At 43.5% G+C, this 17,923-nt stretch carries 16 protein-coding genes; 12 read left to right on the forward strand and 4 right to left on the reverse strand.

The features are described from left to right. Positions 1–132: 132 nt before the first annotated feature. Positions 133–441 (reverse strand): AzlD family protein, encoded by a 309-nt coding sequence (locus M4S28_RS22815; RefSeq protein WP_249632947.1) that lies wholly within the window; start codon positions 439–441, stop codon positions 133–135. Then, the gene (locus M4S28_RS22820) at positions 438–1,169 is read right to left on the reverse strand and encodes an AzlC family ABC transporter permease (protein WP_249632948.1); all 732 of its coding nucleotides are present in this window, start codon (positions 1,167–1,169) and stop codon (positions 438–440) included. The genes M4S28_RS22815 and M4S28_RS22820 overlap by 4 nt, the downstream gene beginning before the upstream one ends. Before the next feature lie 907 nt (positions 1,170–2,076). Here M4S28_RS22820 and nirB point away from each other — a divergent pair. The 4 genes from nirB to cobA all read left to right on the forward strand — a co-directional run bounded on the left by nirB (position 2,077) and on the right by cobA (position 6,986). Continuing rightward, positions 2,077–4,635 carry a nitrite reductase large subunit NirB gene (gene nirB / locus M4S28_RS22825; RefSeq protein ID WP_004731120.1) on the forward strand — a complete coding sequence of 853 codons (2,559 nt, stop codon included), beginning with the start codon at positions 2,077–2,079 and terminating at the stop codon, positions 4,633–4,635. Between the two features lie 15 nt (positions 4,636–4,650). Then, complete coding sequence (gene nirD, locus M4S28_RS22830; RefSeq protein ID WP_004731122.1) at positions 4,651–4,974, forward strand: nitrite reductase small subunit NirD; 324 nt, start codon at positions 4,651–4,653, stop codon at positions 4,972–4,974. 123 nt (positions 4,975–5,097) lie between these two features. After that, the gene (locus M4S28_RS22835) at positions 5,098–5,913 is read left to right on the forward strand and encodes a formate/nitrite transporter family protein (RefSeq protein ID WP_017079293.1); all 816 of its coding nucleotides are present in this window, start codon (positions 5,098–5,100) and stop codon (positions 5,911–5,913) included. A gap of 296 nt (positions 5,914–6,209) precedes the next feature. Further along, a complete protein-coding gene (gene cobA, locus M4S28_RS22840; RefSeq protein ID WP_249632949.1) occupies positions 6,210–6,986 on the forward strand; it encodes a uroporphyrinogen-III C-methyltransferase in 777 nt (258 codons plus the stop codon). A gap of 51 nt (positions 6,987–7,037) precedes the next feature. Here the strand turns inward: cobA and M4S28_RS22845 are convergent, their stop codons facing one another. Next, the gene (locus tag M4S28_RS22845; protein WP_249632950.1) at positions 7,038–7,589 is read right to left on the reverse strand and encodes a DUF4174 domain-containing protein; all 552 of its coding nucleotides are present in this window, start codon (positions 7,587–7,589) and stop codon (positions 7,038–7,040) included. A gap of 255 nt (positions 7,590–7,844) precedes the next feature. Between M4S28_RS22845 and M4S28_RS22850 the strand changes: the two genes are divergently transcribed. The 3 genes from M4S28_RS22850 (at position 7,845) to M4S28_RS22860 (ending at position 10,446) form a co-directional block, all read left to right on the forward strand. Then, positions 7,845–8,318 (forward strand): LabA-like NYN domain-containing protein, encoded by a 474-nt coding sequence (locus M4S28_RS22850; RefSeq protein WP_004731130.1) that lies wholly within the window; start codon positions 7,845–7,847, stop codon positions 8,316–8,318. 80 nt (positions 8,319–8,398) lie between these two features. Beyond that, positions 8,399–9,064, forward strand: a complete 666-nt coding sequence (locus M4S28_RS22855) for a response regulator transcription factor (RefSeq protein ID WP_017082140.1) — start codon at positions 8,399–8,401, stop codon at positions 9,062–9,064. After that, positions 9,061–10,446 carry a sensor histidine kinase gene (locus tag M4S28_RS22860; RefSeq protein ID WP_249632951.1) on the forward strand — a complete coding sequence of 462 codons (1,386 nt, stop codon included), beginning with the start codon at positions 9,061–9,063 and terminating at the stop codon, positions 10,444–10,446. Before M4S28_RS22855 ends, M4S28_RS22860 begins: the two co-directional genes overlap by 4 nt. A gap of 236 nt (positions 10,447–10,682) precedes the next feature. On the opposite strand, the gene M4S28_RS22865 is transcribed toward M4S28_RS22860, so the two are convergent. Next, complete coding sequence (locus M4S28_RS22865) at positions 10,683–11,987, reverse strand: dicarboxylate/amino acid:cation symporter (protein WP_004731136.1); 1,305 nt, start codon at positions 11,985–11,987, stop codon at positions 10,683–10,685. A 548-nt stretch (positions 11,988–12,535) separates the two neighbouring features. On the opposite strand from M4S28_RS22865, the gene M4S28_RS22870 reads away from it, so the two are divergent. The 5 genes from M4S28_RS22870 to M4S28_RS22890 all read left to right on the forward strand — a co-directional run bounded on the left by M4S28_RS22870 (position 12,536) and on the right by M4S28_RS22890 (position 17,916). Beyond that, positions 12,536–14,632 carry a TonB-dependent siderophore receptor gene (locus tag M4S28_RS22870; protein ID WP_249632952.1) on the forward strand — a complete coding sequence of 699 codons (2,097 nt, stop codon included), beginning with the start codon at positions 12,536–12,538 and terminating at the stop codon, positions 14,630–14,632. A gap of 179 nt (positions 14,633–14,811) precedes the next feature. Further along, positions 14,812–15,579 carry a DUF3450 domain-containing protein gene (locus M4S28_RS22875; RefSeq protein WP_108156515.1) on the forward strand — a complete coding sequence of 256 codons (768 nt, stop codon included), beginning with the start codon at positions 14,812–14,814 and terminating at the stop codon, positions 15,577–15,579. Then, positions 15,579–16,955 carry a MotA/TolQ/ExbB proton channel family protein gene (locus M4S28_RS22880; RefSeq protein ID WP_249632953.1) on the forward strand — a complete coding sequence of 459 codons (1,377 nt, stop codon included), beginning with the start codon at positions 15,579–15,581 and terminating at the stop codon, positions 16,953–16,955. Before M4S28_RS22875 ends, M4S28_RS22880 begins: the two co-directional genes overlap by 1 nt. Continuing rightward, entirely contained in the window at positions 16,955–17,515 is a 561-nt protein-coding gene (locus M4S28_RS22885) for a MotA/TolQ/ExbB proton channel family protein (protein WP_017081048.1), read from the forward strand. The genes M4S28_RS22880 and M4S28_RS22885 overlap by 1 nt, the downstream gene beginning before the upstream one ends. Beyond that, positions 17,512–17,916, forward strand: a complete 405-nt coding sequence (locus M4S28_RS22890; protein WP_004731145.1) for an ExbD/TolR family protein — start codon at positions 17,512–17,514, stop codon at positions 17,914–17,916. Before M4S28_RS22885 ends, M4S28_RS22890 begins: the two co-directional genes overlap by 4 nt. Positions 17,917–17,923: the final 7 nt, after the last annotated feature.

Genomic DNA, 17,923 nt, shown 5'->3' on the forward strand with positions numbered 1-17,923 from the left:
GATAATTTTATTAATCTTTCTATCTTCAATGGGTTATATCAGTCACTTTTAGGCATGGGGCTAGCCTTGATAGTATCGAAATGTGTTATCAAGGCTTAGCTATTTGAGGGAGTGTCGTAGTATTGATAACAGCTAAAAAGATCGTACTGCCGCTGCGGCAATGATTCCTGCTGCGATTGCTGGTAGAGGTTTTTTTACGACGAACATGACGAGTGCTGTAGAAAATAGTGCCACTCTAGCTCCGTTGTCACCTTCTACGGCAAGAGGTGTTAGAAGGGCGACTAATACAGAACCTGACATCGCTGTAATAAAATGTTGAACACGCTCGCTAATTGGAACAAATGACATGACATACACACCACCCCAGCGTGTTGCTAATGTGACTAGTGCCATTGCAATGATTATCAATAATGTACCACCAACATTTGTTTCAATATTCATGATTTCTTCTCCTTCCAACAAGCTCCCAAGACTCCACCAGAGATAGCACCAACTACAACATGGCTGTTTTCAGGTAAATACCAATATGCCAATATTGAAGATGCTGCTGCTGAGGTCCAAATAGTAAAAATTCTTAAACTTTTAGGTCCAGCGACGACCATGGAAAGTAAAAAACAACCCATAACCATATCGAGACCAAGGCCGACTGGATCTTGGATTGCGCTACCAAAGTATATGCCAACCCAAGTGCCAATGATCCAAAACGACCAAAGTGCTAAACCACCACCAACGAGCAATCCAAAACCGGGTTCCTTCCTCCCAAATGCATGGAGTGCCATTGCCCAGTTTGCGTCCGAAGCTATCAACATCACACCATATCGTTTTGTCGGTGGAAGTTGACGTAACCAAGGATATAGTGTCGCCCCCATCAAAAGATGACGAGCATTGATCGCAAATACGGTAATAAGAACTGGAATAAGGGGTACTTCTGCTCCCCACATATCCAACGTAGCAAACTGTGAAGCACCTGCAAAAACAAGTGTGCTCATTAACATAGTTGGAAAGGCATCTAGTCCAGTTTGTACAGCAGCAACACCGAATGCGAGGCCAAATACGGTCACAAACATAGAAAGAGGAAGAAGCTGTGTGAAGCCGTTCCAGACGTCGATACGTGTAAACTCGTGTAACTCAGTCGAGGAGCGTTGAAGGTGTTGAGTATTTTTTGTCATAGAGGTACCTAGCCAGCAGGCAATGGGGCAGATCCATTGAAGAATTTTGTTGTTATTTTGTAAACTGCATGTTCAACATCAATTGGTTAGGCTTTCAAACGTTATGTCGTAGATAAAATACCTGATCGATGGCGAAGCTCGAATCTAGAAAGCTTAATTTAATCAATAACAGCCCAAACTATTAAATAAGAAAGCGAGCACGAGGCTCCCTGTTTCATTCTTCTAGGAAGATCGAATAGTTTTCTTTACCTATACATGAGGGTTTGCACTGCCACAAATCGTGTATAACTCAGGGAAGGCAGTGTCTGAGTGTGTGATTTAGACCAGATCAAGCTTAGTTTGAAGCGACTCATTACATCTTTGGAAATAGGCAACTGACCTAAATCACGGCAAGTTTGATTCGTTGTCTCAGAACCTTGTGATGCGTCTTGAGTTGTAAATGTATCTTCTCAATGTCTACGGTTACTAAGCAAATAGATACGCCTGTTAACTGACCGAGATGTATGTAAATGGAGTGGGGGAGTGTTGGAAAACAGCGGTTGTGATTCGAATCATTAAGTTCTTCACATTTATACATAGTTACTCATGATCCTGTGACTCTTTCATGAGTTCTTACACTTCTTATGTCTATAAATGAAAATAATTGTCATTTACTTGTGTTGTTGCTAACCTATTGTGAAACTTTACAACACTCTTTCTAGTGCGCCAAAGTGTATATAAAACCCCGCTAAACCCTATCAAAACTACGGTTATTCGTTTGCTTGGCCTGATAATTAAACAGATCTACCTCTTTTGTTCTACCCCTTTGGGGTAGTTTGTTTTCGTAATTGATTTACATCATATTTTCATTTTCTTTCATAATTCATTATTCGCGTAGTTAAGAAATATATAACCTTCAGGAATTCTTATGAGCAAGATGAAGCTAGTCGTAATCGGTAACGGGATGGTAGGCCATCGCTATATCGAAGATTTAGTCGAGAAGACAGATGTTGCAAACATGGACATTACGGTGTTCTGTGAAGAACCACGTGTTGCGTATGACCGTGTTCACCTTTCTTCTTACTTTTCACACCACACTGCAGATGAACTTTCTTTAGTTAAAGAAGGTTTCTACGAGAAACACGGCATCAATATGCTGATCGGCGAACGTGCTATCAACGTTAACCGTGAAAAGAAAACAGTTTACTCAAGCACTGGTCGTGAAATTCAATACGACAAGCTTATCCTTGCTACGGGTTCTTTCCCATTCGTACCGCCGATTAAAGGCCACGAAGGCAAAGACTGTTTTGTTTACCGTACTATCGAAGACTTAAAAGCTATCGAAGCGACCGCTAAGAACTCTAAATCTGGTGTTGTTGTTGGTGGTGGCTTACTTGGCCTTGAAGCGGCTGGTGCACTAAAAGCACTTGGCGTAACAACACACGTTGTTGAGTTTGCTCCAAAGCTTATGGCAGAGCAGCTTGATCTTGCAGGTGGTAATCAGCTTCGTCAAAAGATCGAACGTATGGGTGTCAATGTCCATACAAGCAAGAACACGCTTGAAATTGCTCCTGAAGGCACTGAAGCTCGTAACGTGATGCGTTTTGCAGACGGCACTGAGCTAGAAACTGATTTCATCGTATTCTCTGCTGGTATTCGCCCACAAGACAAACTTGCTCGTCAAATGGGTCTAGGTATTGCGCCTCGCGGTGGTATCGAGATCAACGATCACTGTCAAACGACAGACAAAGATATCTACGCAATCGGTGAGTGTGCGTCTTGGAACCAAACGTTCTACGGGCTAGTGGCACCTGGTTACAAGATGGCGACAGTTGCCGTTGACCACGTTGTTGGTAACGAAAGCACATTTGAAGGTGCTGATATGTCTGCGAAGCTTAAGCTTCTGGGCGTGAAAGTAGGTTCAATCGGTGATGCAAACGGTCGTACTCCTGGTTGTAAAAGCTACGTTTACCAAAACGAAGAGCAAGAAGTTTACAAACGCTTAATCGTTTCTGAAGACAACAAGAAACTGCTTGGCGCAGTAATGGTTGGCGATACTTCTGATTACGGTGACCTTCTTCAACTTATGTTGAACGAAATTGACCTACCAGAACATCCAGATGCATTGATTCTTCCAGCTCACGCTGGTGGTGAAAAACCAACGCTTGGCGCTGACTCATTACCAGAAACCGCTGTTATCTGTTCTTGTTTCGACGTAACCAAGGGCAAGATTGCTCAAGCCGTCGCTGAAGGTCACCATACCATTGGTGATATCAAAGCAGTAACCGGTGCAGGTACAGGTTGTGGAGGTTGTATTCCCCTTGTGACTTCTGTGCTAAACGCTGAACTTGCAAAAGCGGGTGTAGAAGTGAAGAACGACGTTTGTGAGCACTTTGCTTACTCTCGCCAAGAGCTTTTCCACCTGATTCGTATCGAAGAAATCAAAACATTCGACGAGCTACTTGAGAAGTACGGTAAAGGCTACGGCTGTGAAGTATGTAAGCCTCTAGCGGGTTCTATCCTTGCGTCTTGCTGGGGTGACCACATCCTTAAGCCTGAGCTAGTAAAACTGCACGATACCAACGACAACTTCTTAGGTAACATTCAGAAAGATGGTACTTACTCGGTTATCCCTCGTATGGCGGGTGGCGAAGTAACGCCTCAAGCTCTAAGCGTTCTTGCGGATGTTGCGGCTGAATACAACCTATATACGAAGATCACTGGTGCACAACGTATCGGTCTATTCGGTGCTCAGAAAGATGACTTACCTGCAATCTGGAAGAAGTTAATCGCTGCAGGTTACGAAACGGGTCAAGCTTACGCAAAAGCACTTCGTATGGCTAAGACATGTGTAGGTTCAACTTGGTGTCGTTACGGCGTTCAAGATTCAGTTGGCCTAGGCGTGATGATCGAGAACCGTTACAAAGGCATCCGTACTCCTCATAAGATGAAGTTCGGTGTGTCTGGCTGTACTCGTGAGTGTGCTGAAGCTCAAGGTAAAGATTTAGGTATTATCGCAACGGACGCTGGTTGGAACATGTATGTGTGTGGCAACGGTGGTATGAAGCCTCGTCATGCAGACTTACTGGCAAGCGACCTAGACCAAGAAACACTGCTGAAATACATCGACCGTTTCATGATGTTTTACATCCGCACGGCTGCGCCACTACAACGTACTTCAGTATGGATGGACAACCTAGAAGGCGGCGTTGACTACCTACGTGAAGTGATTGTTGATAATAAACTTGGCATCAACGACCAGCTTGAAGCTGACGTCGCTGGCCTAGTGGGTAACTTTGCTTGTGAGTGGACTGACACTATCAACGATGAAGCTCAACTTAAGCGCTTCTCACACTTCATCAATGCTGATGACCGTGATGAAAACGTTGTGTTTGTTAACGATGGCCGTGAACAACACCGCCCAGCAACATTTACAGAAAAACACCCAGAAGCGAAGGGCGACATCCTTCACGTTGAACTGGTTTAATTGGGAGACGACATCATGGCATTTACCAAAGTTTGTAAGATCGAAGATATTATTCCAGGTACCGGTGTTTGTGCATTGGTTGGTGGTGAGCAAGTTGCTATTTTCCGCCCAACTAAAGCCGAAGAAGTGTTCGCTATTAGTAATACTGACCCGTTTTTCCAATCAAACGTTTTATCTCGCGGTTTAACGGTTGAGCACAAAGGTGAGCTTTGGGTGGCGAGCCCACTTAAGAAGCAACGCTTTAACCTAGCAACAGGTGTGTGCATGGAAGACGAGAACTTCAGCGTGAAAGCGTATAAAGCTCGTATTACCAAAGGTGCTGTTGAAATCTCAGCATAATCGAATACGTAACAAGATTTGATAGATCAAGGGTTCTAGTTATCGACATTACCTTAGTTCGGCAACTAGAACCTTTTCCTATCCGATTTTAACTTTTAATTTTAACTTTTTAAGGACAACCTTATGTCTCCTGATTTTAAACCAGCTGAATTCGTTCAAACGATGATCGATGTGGGTGAAGCGAAAACGAAAACGAGTACTCGTGATCTTCTGATTCGAAGCACAATGGCAGGCATCATTCTTTCTCTTGCCGTTGTTGTAGCAATCACGGCTATCGTGCAAACAGGTATCGGCATCGTTGGCGCACTTGTGTTCCCTGTGGGTTTTGTCATTTTAAGCGTAATGGGCTATGACCTAGTAACAGGTGTATTCGGCCTTGCTCCTTTAGCGAAATTCGATAACCGCCCAGGTGTGACTTGGGGTCGTGTTCTACGTTGTTGGGGTATTGTTGGCCTTGGTAACCTTATCGGTTCTCTAATCGTTGCGGTACTGGTTGCTATCTCATTAACGGGTAATTTCTCTCTAGAACCAAATGCAGTAGCGCAGAAATTCATCGCTGTTTCTACTGGTCGTAGCCTAGGTTTTGAAAACATGGGTATGGACGGATGGATCACGTGTTTCGTACGCGGTATCTTCTGTAACCTAATGGTATGTCTAGGCGTGATTGGTAACATGACAGCACGCACTGTGTCTGGTCGTGTCGCAATGATGTGGTTCCCAATCTTCATCTTCTTCGCACTAGTATTCGAGCATACAGTAGTAAACATGTTCCTATTCCCACTGGGTATGATTCTAGGCGCTGATTTCGGTATCGCGACATGGTTGAACTTCAACCTTATCCCAACAATCCTAGGTAACATCGTAGGTGGTTTGTTCTTAACATGTGTACCTTTGTTCCTAACACACGCTAGAACAGCTCCTTCTCTAGGTGCTAAGTAATTCTGAATACGGCGAAACGTAATTTAGTATGAGATTTAGAGCCCCAACATCATGTTTGGGGCTTTTTTAGTTCGAACGCCTTAAACATCATCAATGCGTTGATTTTTATTGAGTAAAATACTCGCAATAGACTGTTTTGTTATAATTACTTCTATCTTCGTTAGTATTTAGACTGAATATTTAGCTCAACACCTGATAGTCTAAGGGTTAAGGATTTGGATAAGTCATCATGAATACAGTGACTTATCACATAGATTGAAGCTTGAGATAAAACAAGCAAACCTTCGGAGCACAGCATGTCAGAAGTATCGTCATCGAATGTTAAAGAAGTAACCAAAGGATTGGTTTCATTAGTAGGCGCGGGCCCTGGTGACCCAGACTTACTTACCCTAAAAGCGGCACGCGTTATTCAACAGGCTGATGTGGTCGTTTATGACCGCTTGGTATCTAAAGATATTTTGGCAATGGCTAACGCCGATGCAGAAATGCTGTATGTGGGGAAAAAACTCGACCATCACTGTGTACCACAAGATCAGATCAACCAACTGCTCGTGACTAAAGCGCAAGAAAATAAGCATGTTGTTCGCCTTAAAGGCGGTGACTCGTTTATCTTTGGTCGTGGTGGCGAAGAGTGTGAAACTCTCGCTGAAAATGGTGTGAAGTTTGAAGTGGTACCCGGAATCACGGCAGCGGCGGGCGCGACGGCTTACGCAGGCATTCCGCTAACACATCGAGATCACGCACAAAGCGTTCAATTCATTACTGGTCACCTAAAGAAAGACGGTGAAGATATTGATTGGCGTTCGCTTGCTCAACACAATCACACGATCGTGTTTTACATGGGTCTGAAAGAGAGCCCGAACATTCAGAAAAACTTACTGGATAACGGTATGCGATCAGACATGCCGGTTGCGATTATTGAAAATGGTACACGCCAAGAACAGAAAGTCTTCCGTGGTGGTTTGAGTGACTTAGCTAATCTTGCGAGTGTCGCAAAGAGCCCAGCATTGATTGTGGTAGGTAGCGTTGCCCAGCTTCATGAAAAACTGGCTTGGTTTAACAAGCAAGCTTAATTGATTAATTTACAAGTTAGTATGTTAAGCGACCGCTTAGCTGACTAAGAATCAAATACTGCAGCGGCTACTTTGTCGCTGCATTTCTTTTTGGCGCATAGGCATCTCATCAATAATGTCGGTGATAAGGTTCCAATCCGTCTTCCCATTCCATCGGTGCTTTTCTTTTCCGTCTTTACCTATCAAAACAGCAGTATGTGAGCCTTTCGGTATTCCATAGCTGTCGGTTACCGCCTCTAAGTTAAATTCTTCTTCAAGCCAAGTAGGAACTGTGTAGCCGCTTTCCGCGATGACTATGATAACCACGTCTCGTTCATCCAATTGACAGTTATTGATCAACACTTCATTGAGAAACTCTTTGACGGCAGAATCTTCCTTCGGTGCAAAATAGATCACACTGCGGTGCGGTAAGGCCTTGGAGTGAGAGTAGGCTGGGTAAGCGTGTAACGAGTTGACTGACAGAATCATAAACATAACCGCGCTTGTTAATAGAGTTTTCAATGGTTTGGATATTGCTTTGGTTATCCCTGAACAGAAAAAGGCCAATACTGAGCGATTGGTGTTGCTGCCAAGGTATGTTCTGATTATTTGTCGGTACTGCATGTTCCACCTTCCTTGATAAACTCAAACAAGCTCTGAGTTAAGCGAATAAAAACTGCGTTAAGCCAATAACAGCTGCGTTAAGCTAATAGTAGTGATGTTAAGCCAATAACAGCTAAGTTAAGCTAATAGTAGCGACGTTAAGCCAATAACAACTACGTTAAGCATAGCTAATGAGTTCATTTTTATTAAAGAAAGCGGCTCGCATTTTAGAGTTGAATAGAATAGGGTATACGGAAAATCTAAAGGTATGAAATTATGGAAAACATAGCAATTTTGGTCGACGTTCAGAACGTTTACTACACAACGCGCGACAAATACCGTTCTAACTTCGACTATAACCAGTTTTGGTATGTTGCCACGGAAGGGCGTAACGTTGTGGCAGCTAATGCTTACGCAATCTCAAGCCAAGATCCAAAGCAGCGTCAATTTCACCATATCCTTCGTGGTGTGGGTTTTAATGTGAAGTTAAAGCCCTTTATTCAGCGCCGAGATGGCAGTGCAAAAGGCGACTGGGATGTAGGTATTGCGTTAGACGCGATAGAACTTGCAGAGACGGTTGATACGATTGTTTTGGTATCAGGAGATGGTGATTTCGAAATCCTTGTAGAGCGAATCAAAGAGCGTTTTGGCAAACCTGTTGAAGTGTATGGTGTTCCGGGGTTAACTGCTCAAAATCTTATCGATTCTGCCTCAAAATTTGTACCGATTGAAAAAGATTTTCTTCTATAGAGGAAATCCCGCACTTTATAATTGAAATCAATAATAACGATAATTAGAATGCAAACTGTTCTTATTTATCGGTGTGTGCAATGTCTCGCGTTTTAGTTGTTGATGATGATATCCAGTTGTGTGAGTTACTGGGTGAAGTATTGGAAAATGAGGGGTATCACGTTGATACCGTTCATTGTGGTGAATCTGCGCTAGAGTTTATTCAATCGAACCCTGTCGATTTGGTTCTACTAGACGTAATGCTTCCAAACTTGAGCGGAATTCAAGTGGCAAGGCGTATTTGTCAGCGTTTTGCTACTCCCATTCTTATGCTGACTGCACTAAACGACGATGCCTCTATGCTGGATGGCTACCAAGCTGGAGCCGACCAGTACATCGCCAAACCTTTCAATGTTCCTGAACTACTGACTCGCATCAAGGTGATCTTGCGCCGCGTTGGTTTTGAACGTCAAAGGCAATCTTTGGCTTCATCTAATCAGGGCTTGTGTGAACAACTTTCTCGTTTACCTCTCACGGGCACTGAAAAAGACCTGTTGGATTATCTTGTCAAAAATGACGGGATTGTCGTATCTAAATCTGACCTTCAAATCCATGTTCTAAAGAAAGAGCTTTGTCCTTTCGATCGTAATTTAGATATGCACATCAGTAATATACGACGAAAGCTTGTTCAGGCTGGCTTGTCTAAACAACACATCAAAACCGTTCGTGGTAAAGGTTATAGCTACCTAGAGTCGGTAGGGGTATGAGCCAAAAACTGCTGCGTTACCCTGATTTTATTGCCAAGCGCAAAGACGGACTCACTTTCCAATTATTCAGTTACCTGACCGTCATTTTAGTTAGCATTTTGATCCTGCAAGGTGTCGCTGAAAGAGCCTTGATGAAAGCGCTGCTTAAAGTGCCAGAATCGGTTAAAGCGGAAATGCTCGACCTTGCCTATCAAGCGAATGTGTTGATTGAAGAAGGGGATATGGATGAACTCGCGGATTGGGGCAATGCTCAGCAGTATTATCTGTTTGTCATCGATAAAGACAATCGACCAGTTACACATCGTCACATGCACCCGCATTTTGAATTTAAGCTCAAATACTTAAGAACGTTAGATCACCAACTTAGTGATCGTGTGAGTAAGCCGATATTCGGCCTGCCACTCAATAACGGTAAAACACTGGTTATCCAACTCCCACACCAGTTTCACCCGGCTAAATCCTTTGCGCCATATTCTTACATGTTGAAAGCGGTAATAGCTTTGATCGTGTTGTCTCTGTTCTCAATTATCATGGCGAAAAGCCTGCAGCAGCCGCTGGATAGATTAAGAGAAGCGAGCCGAAGATTAGCGCAAGGCGACTTCACTGTCAGTGTTGTTTCTGAGTTAAATTCTACGACGCGGGAGTTCAACGAACTTGCTCATGATTTTGATCATATGACGGTTGAGATTAAGTCTTTGGCTGAAAAGCAACGCCGTTTGATTCGTGATGTGTCTCATGAACTTAGAACACCATTGGCAAGGCAAAACCTCGCATTGCACCTGTTGCGCAGTAAGGTAGATGATAAGAGCATAGGCTTGCTTGAGCGAATGGAAAGTGAAACGGAAGAGATGAACAAGCTGGTGGGTGAGATACTTGAATTTAGCCGCTTAGAAACCTCTCGCTATGACTCCAAGTCAAGCTTGATGCACCTTGAGCATTATTGTTCGATGCTAATCGCGCAGATGCAAAATGATTTAAAACCGAATCAAACCTTGATTGGTGATTTAGAGACGCCGACATCAATGGTTAATATTGATGAGAGGTTGCTCCTGCGAGTTATCGGTAATTTGGTCAGTAACGCGATCAAATATGCGGGTGAGAATGCTCATGTTGTCGTGACTACCTATGAACTGTTAACCGATAAACGTTACAGTGTCATATCTGTAGAAGATGACGGTGATGGCATTCCTGATAACAAGATTGCGGGTATATTCGACCCGTTTACTCGCATAGAGTCAGCCCGTGATAAACAGTCTGGTGGTTACGGTCTTGGGCTAGCGATCGTGAAGGAAGCCATGGGAGTGATGAATGGGCATGTTACTGCTGAGAATAGAGAAGGTGGGGGATTGAGAGTAAATCTAATGTTCCCAATCGCTGATTAGCTTCCTGCTGTTACCTGTCTTGCTCCATAGATAACTATGACTGAAAGCGTGCTAAGAAACATAGCTTAGAAATATTGCTCAGAAATATAGCTTAGAAATATAACTTAGAAACATAGCCCAATAAAAAACGCCACTGCATTAGCAGTGGCGTTTTTGTTTATACGCTTTTGATTATCAGCTAGGCATAGCCATTAATTACGCCTTAGCTTGAAGGTAAGAGCGACAGAAAAGCTAGATTATGCCTGTTGGCGTGTTAGCTTAACTTCTTCTTCTTTCTCACCAGCAGCAGGGTCATTGAAGCGAGCTTCGTCAAAAGAACCTTCAGACTTAGCCACAATGATAGTTACGGCACTATCACCTGTGATGTTTACTGCGGTACGAATCATATCAAGAAGACGGTCAACACCCATGATAAGCGCGATACCTTCAAGCGGTAGACCAACTTGGTTCAATACCATCGCTAGCATAACAAGACCTACACCTGGAACACCTGCAGTACCAACAGACGCCAATGTCGCTGTTAGGATAACCATAAGGTAATCACCCATGGTTAGGTCGATGTTGTATGCCTGTGCGATAAATGCCGTTGCAACACCCTGCATGATAGCAGTGCCGTCCATGTTCACTGTTGCACCTAGTGGTACAGTGAAAGAAGCGACTTTGTTGTCTACGCCCATGCGGTTTTTAGCCGTTTCCATCGTTACTGGAATCGTTGCGTTTGAAGATGCCGTTGAGAATGCAAACATGATGGCATCTTCCATCTTACGTAAGAACGTAATCGGGCTTAGGCCTGTGAATCCTTTAAGCATTGCGCTGTAGGTAACCAAACCGTGTAGAAGTAGGGTACCAGCAAGCACTAAGAAGTATTCAGCTAGGTTCCAAATTGCGCCTAAACCAAGACCAGAGAACAGCTTCGCCATCAAGAAGAACACACCGTAAGGTGCAAGGTTCATCAGAAGAGCAACAAGCTTCATGATCACTTCGTTCAAGTCAGAGAAAACCGCTGCGATACGCTCGCCAGGTTTACCCGCTGCACTGATTGCAATACCAAACAACACAGCAAATACGATAACTTGCAGCGTTTTGCCCTCAGCCATCGCCTGAATAGGGTTGGTTGGGAACATGTCGATGATTACTTGGCCCAAAGAAGGGGCGTCCGCTGATTTGAAAGAGCTCGCAGCAGTAAGATCCGCACCAGCTCCAGGTTGGAACAGGTTACCGATAGTGAGTGCTAGAGTGATAGCAACGGCTGTAGTACCGATATAAAGTGCAAGCGTTTTGCCACCCATACGGCCAAGAGTTGATAAGTCTTTAAGAGAGCTTGTACCGCACACTAGTGAAACGAAGACTAGTGGCACAACAAGCATTTTTAAACTGGCGACAAAAATCTGTCCGCCTACTTCAAAGAGTCCGTTAACGATGTAGTTGTTAACAAATCCGCTGTCTGCAAAAAGGGATTGAATGGCAAATCCCGTTAATATGCCCACGACCATACCGAGGATAACTCGACCAGTTAAAGACATAGGTTTCTTGGTATTCATTTAGAACACTCCTTATTATTTATAACTTTGATACCTTTTCAAAGTGAGCGGGAGATTAGCAGTCGGTTGATCAAATCGAAAAACAAAAAATGAGTTTGAAATTATAGATGTGATCAGAATCACTGATAATTGTGTAAATTAAACAAATAAAAACAAAATAATTCACCATTTATTTACATTTATCGAGGATTTTATACATCAATCAGTCGTTTCAAAGGTAGTAAATAAGACAAGACAATATTTGTATTGATCTTGGCTGCTTAGATTGACCAGGCCAATGACCTTATAGTGAAATGTTGAATTCATGTTTACAGATCTGCACGCTCAATTAACGTATTGAATTGATTTTGTTGAGCTAAAGAAAGTGTGCTTTCAGTGGGCTTTACAAATCTTTACGAATGCAAAGAATGTAAATTTAATGCAAATGGTAATAGTTATCACTTATATTCACTCCCGAAATGATTCAGTGGTACCGGAAACGGTTCAACCGAGCACATCGAATAAATAACAAAGTGCTCGTACAAAAGAATAAAATCGGAGTAAAGGACATGTTTTCAAAGAGCCCATTGGCCTTAGTGATCGGCGCAGTATTAGCTTCACCAACAGTATTGGCAGAAACAGTAAAAACAGACGAGCACATGGTTGTTGAAGGTCGTGACTACGGTTACAAGGCCGACACAAACACAACAGCAATGCGCATGGAGGCGACTCAATTAGAGACTCCGGGACAAGTTTCAGTAATCGATGAACAAATCATCGATGAACAGCGTGCAACAACGCTAGGTGACGTTCTTAAAAACGACGCGAGTGTAAGTGCTGGTGGTACAAGCCGTAACCGTGAGCGTTTTTCTCTACGTGGTTTTTCTGTACAGAGCTCTTCGGGTTTCCTTAAAAATGGCCAGCAACATTGGTCTCACTACCGCCAACCAATCGAACTTCTAGAGCGTGTTGAAGTACTTAAAGGGCCATCAGGTCTACTTTACGGTATTTCTGCGCCAGGTGGTTTGATCAACATGGTAAGCAAGAAGCCAACTTACGCTACACAAGTAAGCCTTAGCCAAGACATCGGTTCTAATGATCACACTCGTACTACTCTAGATGTAAGCGGCGCATTAAACGATGCTGAAACTTTACGCGGCCGCGCAATTCTATCTAAAGAAAGTTACGGTTCTTGGAGAACATACGGTGACGGTACTGAACCACAAACAGAACGTTTTGTGGGCGGTGTATTCGTTGATTATGATGTAACTGAAGACGTAACGGTTTCTGTTCATTACGACAAGACTAACGACGAAGGTAGCGTAGATTCTGGTGCACTATACACACTAGACGGCAACCGAGTTGGTAGCGACAAGCACATCTGGGATGCGCAGTGGTCACAGATTGAAAACGATGTTGAGAACGTAGGTTTTGATATTGCTGCTAACCTGACTGACACATGGTCTTTAAAAACAGGTTTCAACTACCAAGATTTTGAACGTATCGATATGGAAAGCTACCCAAGCTTTAAAAATATGAACCCTGATGGTACCGGTACGGTAACTCAAGGTGGTAACTACCGTCACGATAAATGGCGTTTCAGAACGGCTTACGTCGATCTAACGACAACCGCTGATCTTGCTGGCACAGAGCACCAACTATTATTCGGCGCTAACTGGTTAGGTTACAGCTATTACCGTGGTATGGATCGTTTCAGCAGCGGCGAATACGCACCAGATGCAACGGTACCAGCACCGTCAGTGGGTCCAACATCGTTAGGTAAGATGAGTACTTACGATACTTGGGGTTTCTACATTCAAGATCTGATTACTATCAATGACGAATGGCAAGTTCTTGCGGGCGCTCGTTTCGACCGTAAAGTAAGTGAAGGCGTTGCAGAAGAAAACGTAGCACCTAAGCTTGGTGTGATTTACCACCCAGCATCAAACGGTAGCATTTACGTTTCTTACTCTGAAAGCTTTGAACCACAAGGTGTTGTTTCTAGCGGTAGCCGTAATTACACCAACGATGGCGAACTTCTTGATGCTGCGACAGGTGTATCTTACGAAGTCGGTACTAAGTGGGAACTGATGGACGAGCGTCTATTCGTTTCAGGTGCGGTATTTGATATTACCCAAGAAAACATCTCGATGGATGTAGAAGACACTTCGTCTGGTGATTGGACGAAAACACAAGGTGGCGAACAAGTTCACCGTGGTGCTGAGTTAGCCGCGCAAGGCTTTATCTCAGAAAAATTCTCTATGTCTGGTTCTGCAATGTACTTAGATGCTGAAATCACGAACCATGAAACGTATGAAGGTAACCGTCCAGTTGACGTACCTGAGTTTGCAGCAAGCGTTTGGTCTACTTACGCAGCAACCAATGAGGTTGATGTAAACCTTGGTCTTATCTACGAAGGTTCTCGCTACGGTGATAGTGCGAACACGTTCAAGAAAGATGGCTATGCTCGTGTCGATATGGGTGCAGCATACACACTTAAGTACGACGACTCTCTAGATTTCGTAGCTCGCCTAACAGTAGAGAACGTATTTGATAAAGAATACCTAGCGGGTGGTGGTTCAACTTCTTCAAAACACCAATTTGCAGAAGACGTAGTAATCGGCGAAGGCCGCAACTACATGGCAACACTGCAGGTTAAATACTAATTTGTCTGTAGGGTTTCATTGATAGCTTAAATACTAAGGGGAAGGTTTCGACTTTCCCCTTTCGTGATTCTGCTATTTAGTAAAAATATCCCTAGTAATGCGAGTGACTTTTAATGATAATGAGACTGCTTATCAATAAAACTCATTTGACCTTCTTCTTATAGTAAATGACTACAATTATGAATCTTTTAAAAACTAGCCTAGCGCTTGCCATCAGTTTGTTTGCAACGTCTTCTATGGCAAACAGCTTGGATCAAGCTCAATCAATTCAAAACAAGACCAATAACGCGTCGGCTTCGAGCCAAAAGGTTATTGATAAAAGCTCACAAGCGACTCTAATGCTGCAAGCTGAGATTGAGCGACTGCAAGAAGAAGTTAAAAACTTAGAAATCTACCACGATCACCTTGCCGCACTGGTTGAAAGCCAGAATCAAGAAGCTCAGAGCATTGAAGGGCAGATCGATGAAATTAAGCTAACACGTCAAGGTGTTGTGCCTTTAATGTACAAGATGATCGATGGCCTCCAAGAAGTTATTGAAAGTGATCTTCCTTTCAAGAAAAAGAGCCGTCTGCGTCGCGTTGAAAAGCTGAAAGCGATGATAACTCGTGCTGATGTCAGCGACGCTGAAAAATATCGCCGTATCTTAGAGGCGTATCAAATTGAAGTGGATTACGGTATTAAGCTCAGTTCTTATTCAAGCCGTGTCGAATTAAGTAAAGATAAAGTACTTGAAGTTGACGTTTTGCATCTTGGACGTATTTCACTAGTCGCTCGTAACTTGAATGGTACTCAATATTGGTCTTGGGATCAAAATAGCGCCCAATGGCAAGAGCTTGATTCTTCGATGAAATCTGAGTTGGACAAAGCGTACGATATTGCTAACAAGCAAGCATCTCCAAGCTTAATCACTTTACCTGTTTCTTTAACTGTTGCGGAGGTTAAGTAATGAACTTTAAGCCATTAGCAGCATTGCTTTGCATTACGTCCATTTCATTTTCTGCTTTCTCTGCATCAGACACGACTGCTCAGCTAGTTAATAAAGCAAAATCAGAAAGCCGCACTCAAGCTTCTCACAACGTGGTGCGTGAGGCTGACTTCAAAAAGACAGAACAAGAACTCAAAGCTATCAAAGCACAGCTTGATGCGAAACGTACATCGGTTCAAAACGCGACAGACGTTCTAACGAGTACATTCAGTGATAACGAAAACAAACTGGCTCGTTTAGAAGAGAAACTGCGTTTAGAGACTGGTAGCTTAGGTGAGTTGTTTGGAGTTGTAAGACAAAACGCGAAAGATCTCGATCATGAACTATCTGACACCGTTACTAATGTCGATCGAGCTGTTTACACAGAAACTGTTTATGACATCGTGGACGCTAAATCATTGCCTTCGATGTCTCAATTAACAGGCCTTTGGTTAAGCATGATGGAGCAAATCAAAGCGAGCTCGGAGATAAGCAAATCGACTGTTGCTCTTGTTAATGATGAGGGAGTAACTGAAAGTGCAGAAGTTTATCGCCTAGGTTCTATTGGTTTGGTTGCAGAACCAGGTTACGTATGGTGGGACTCTAAGCACCAAGATGCGATTGTTTACTTAAAGCAGCCATCAAATGGTCCAACACTGGCGTCGCTTTCGACATTAGCTAATGGCGAAGTGTCTAACGTGGTAGTCGATCCTTCCCGTGGATTCATGCTAGATCAATTAGCTTTGGAACCAAGCCTAATTGACCGCCTTCAAGCGGGTGGTGTTGTTGGTAAAGTGATTCTTGGCTTGTTGGCAATTGGTTTAATCATCGCATTGGTTCGTGGTATTTCTTTGGCTATCGCTCGTCAGAAGATTCGCGCACAACTTAAGAACCCAGAGCAAGCGGGTGATAACCCACTAGGCCGTGTTCTTGCGGTGTACAACAAAGAACAAAACCAAACGGTTGAAGCATTAGAGCTGCGTCTTTTAGAAGCGGTCGTTGATGAACAGACTCACCTAGAGAAAGGTTTGTCGATGCTGAAACTTCTAGCAGCGCTCGCACCTATGCTTGGCTTGTTGGGTACCGTAACCGGCATGATCGAAACATTCCAAGTGATTACACAGTTTGGCAATGGCGACCCTAAAGTGATGGCGGGTGGTATTTCGATGGCGCTTGTAACAACCGTACTTGGTCTTGTTGCTGCAATGCCACTACTACTTGCACACAACATTCTTAGCACTCAATCAGAGAACATTCGCAATATTCTTGAGAAACAAGGGATTGGCCTTGTTGCTGAACAGGCAGAAAAGACGGTTGAATCAAAACCTGTTGTTTCACCAGTTGGGACTGCTGCGTAATGGATATTTTGTCGGGTTCTCTATTACCAGCAAGTTGGTTAACGAGTGACTGGCTGCTGTCTTTATCAAGCTTTATGGAGCAGGGCGGTTTCGTCCTGTGGTGGCTAGCCGCTGTTGTCCTTGTGTATTGGGTGCTTGTGGTAGAACGCGTGCTTTATCTAGCGTTCTACTTTCCAAAGCAACGCCAAGTTTGGATTACAAAGTGGCATGAAAGAGAAGATCACTCTTCTTGGCATGCTAAAGCCATACGTGAAGGTTGGTTAGGGCAAGCGAGTATCTTGCTTAACCAAAACTTGAATTTTATTAAGCTGTTAGTCGCTATTTGTCCTATGTTGGGCTTGTTAGGTACCGTAACCGGTATGATCTCTGTTTTTGATGTCATGGCGACTCAAGGAAGCAGTGACCCTAAATTGATGGCTTCAGGTATCTCGTTGGCAACACTGCCAACCATGGCGGGTATGGTTGCTGCATTAGCGGGCATGTTTGTTCACGCTCGTTTAGCGAAAGTGTGTAACCGCTTAGAATTGAAATTAGAAAAATCTTTAAGGAGTCAACGATGAGACTCGGTCGACGTCATTCTAAAAACGAAGAGGCTCAAATAGACCTTACTTCGATGCTTGATATTGTATTTATCATGCTTATTTTCTTTATTGTGACCAGTTCATTTGTTCGTGAGTCAGGGGTTGAAGTCAATCGACCACAAGCGTCTAACGTAGTAAGCCAAAAGGATGCGGGCATCTTTGTAGCGATTACTTCTGCGAATGACATCTTCATCGATAAACGTGTTGTTGATGTTGAGCGTGTCCAAGCAACGTTAGAACACTTGTTGCTAGAACAACCTGATGCTTCTTTGGTTATTCAAGCGGATGAACACGCTTACAACGGTACGGTTGTTAAAGTGATGGACGCTGCTAAAGGTGCGGGTGTTAAAAACATTGCGCTTGCTGCTGAAAAGCGATGATCTTGGA

It is taken from the genome of Vibrio sp. J383 (genome assembly GCF_023503985.1).
GTDB classification, from domain to species: Bacteria; Pseudomonadota; Gammaproteobacteria; order Enterobacterales; family Vibrionaceae; genus Vibrio; species Vibrio splendidus.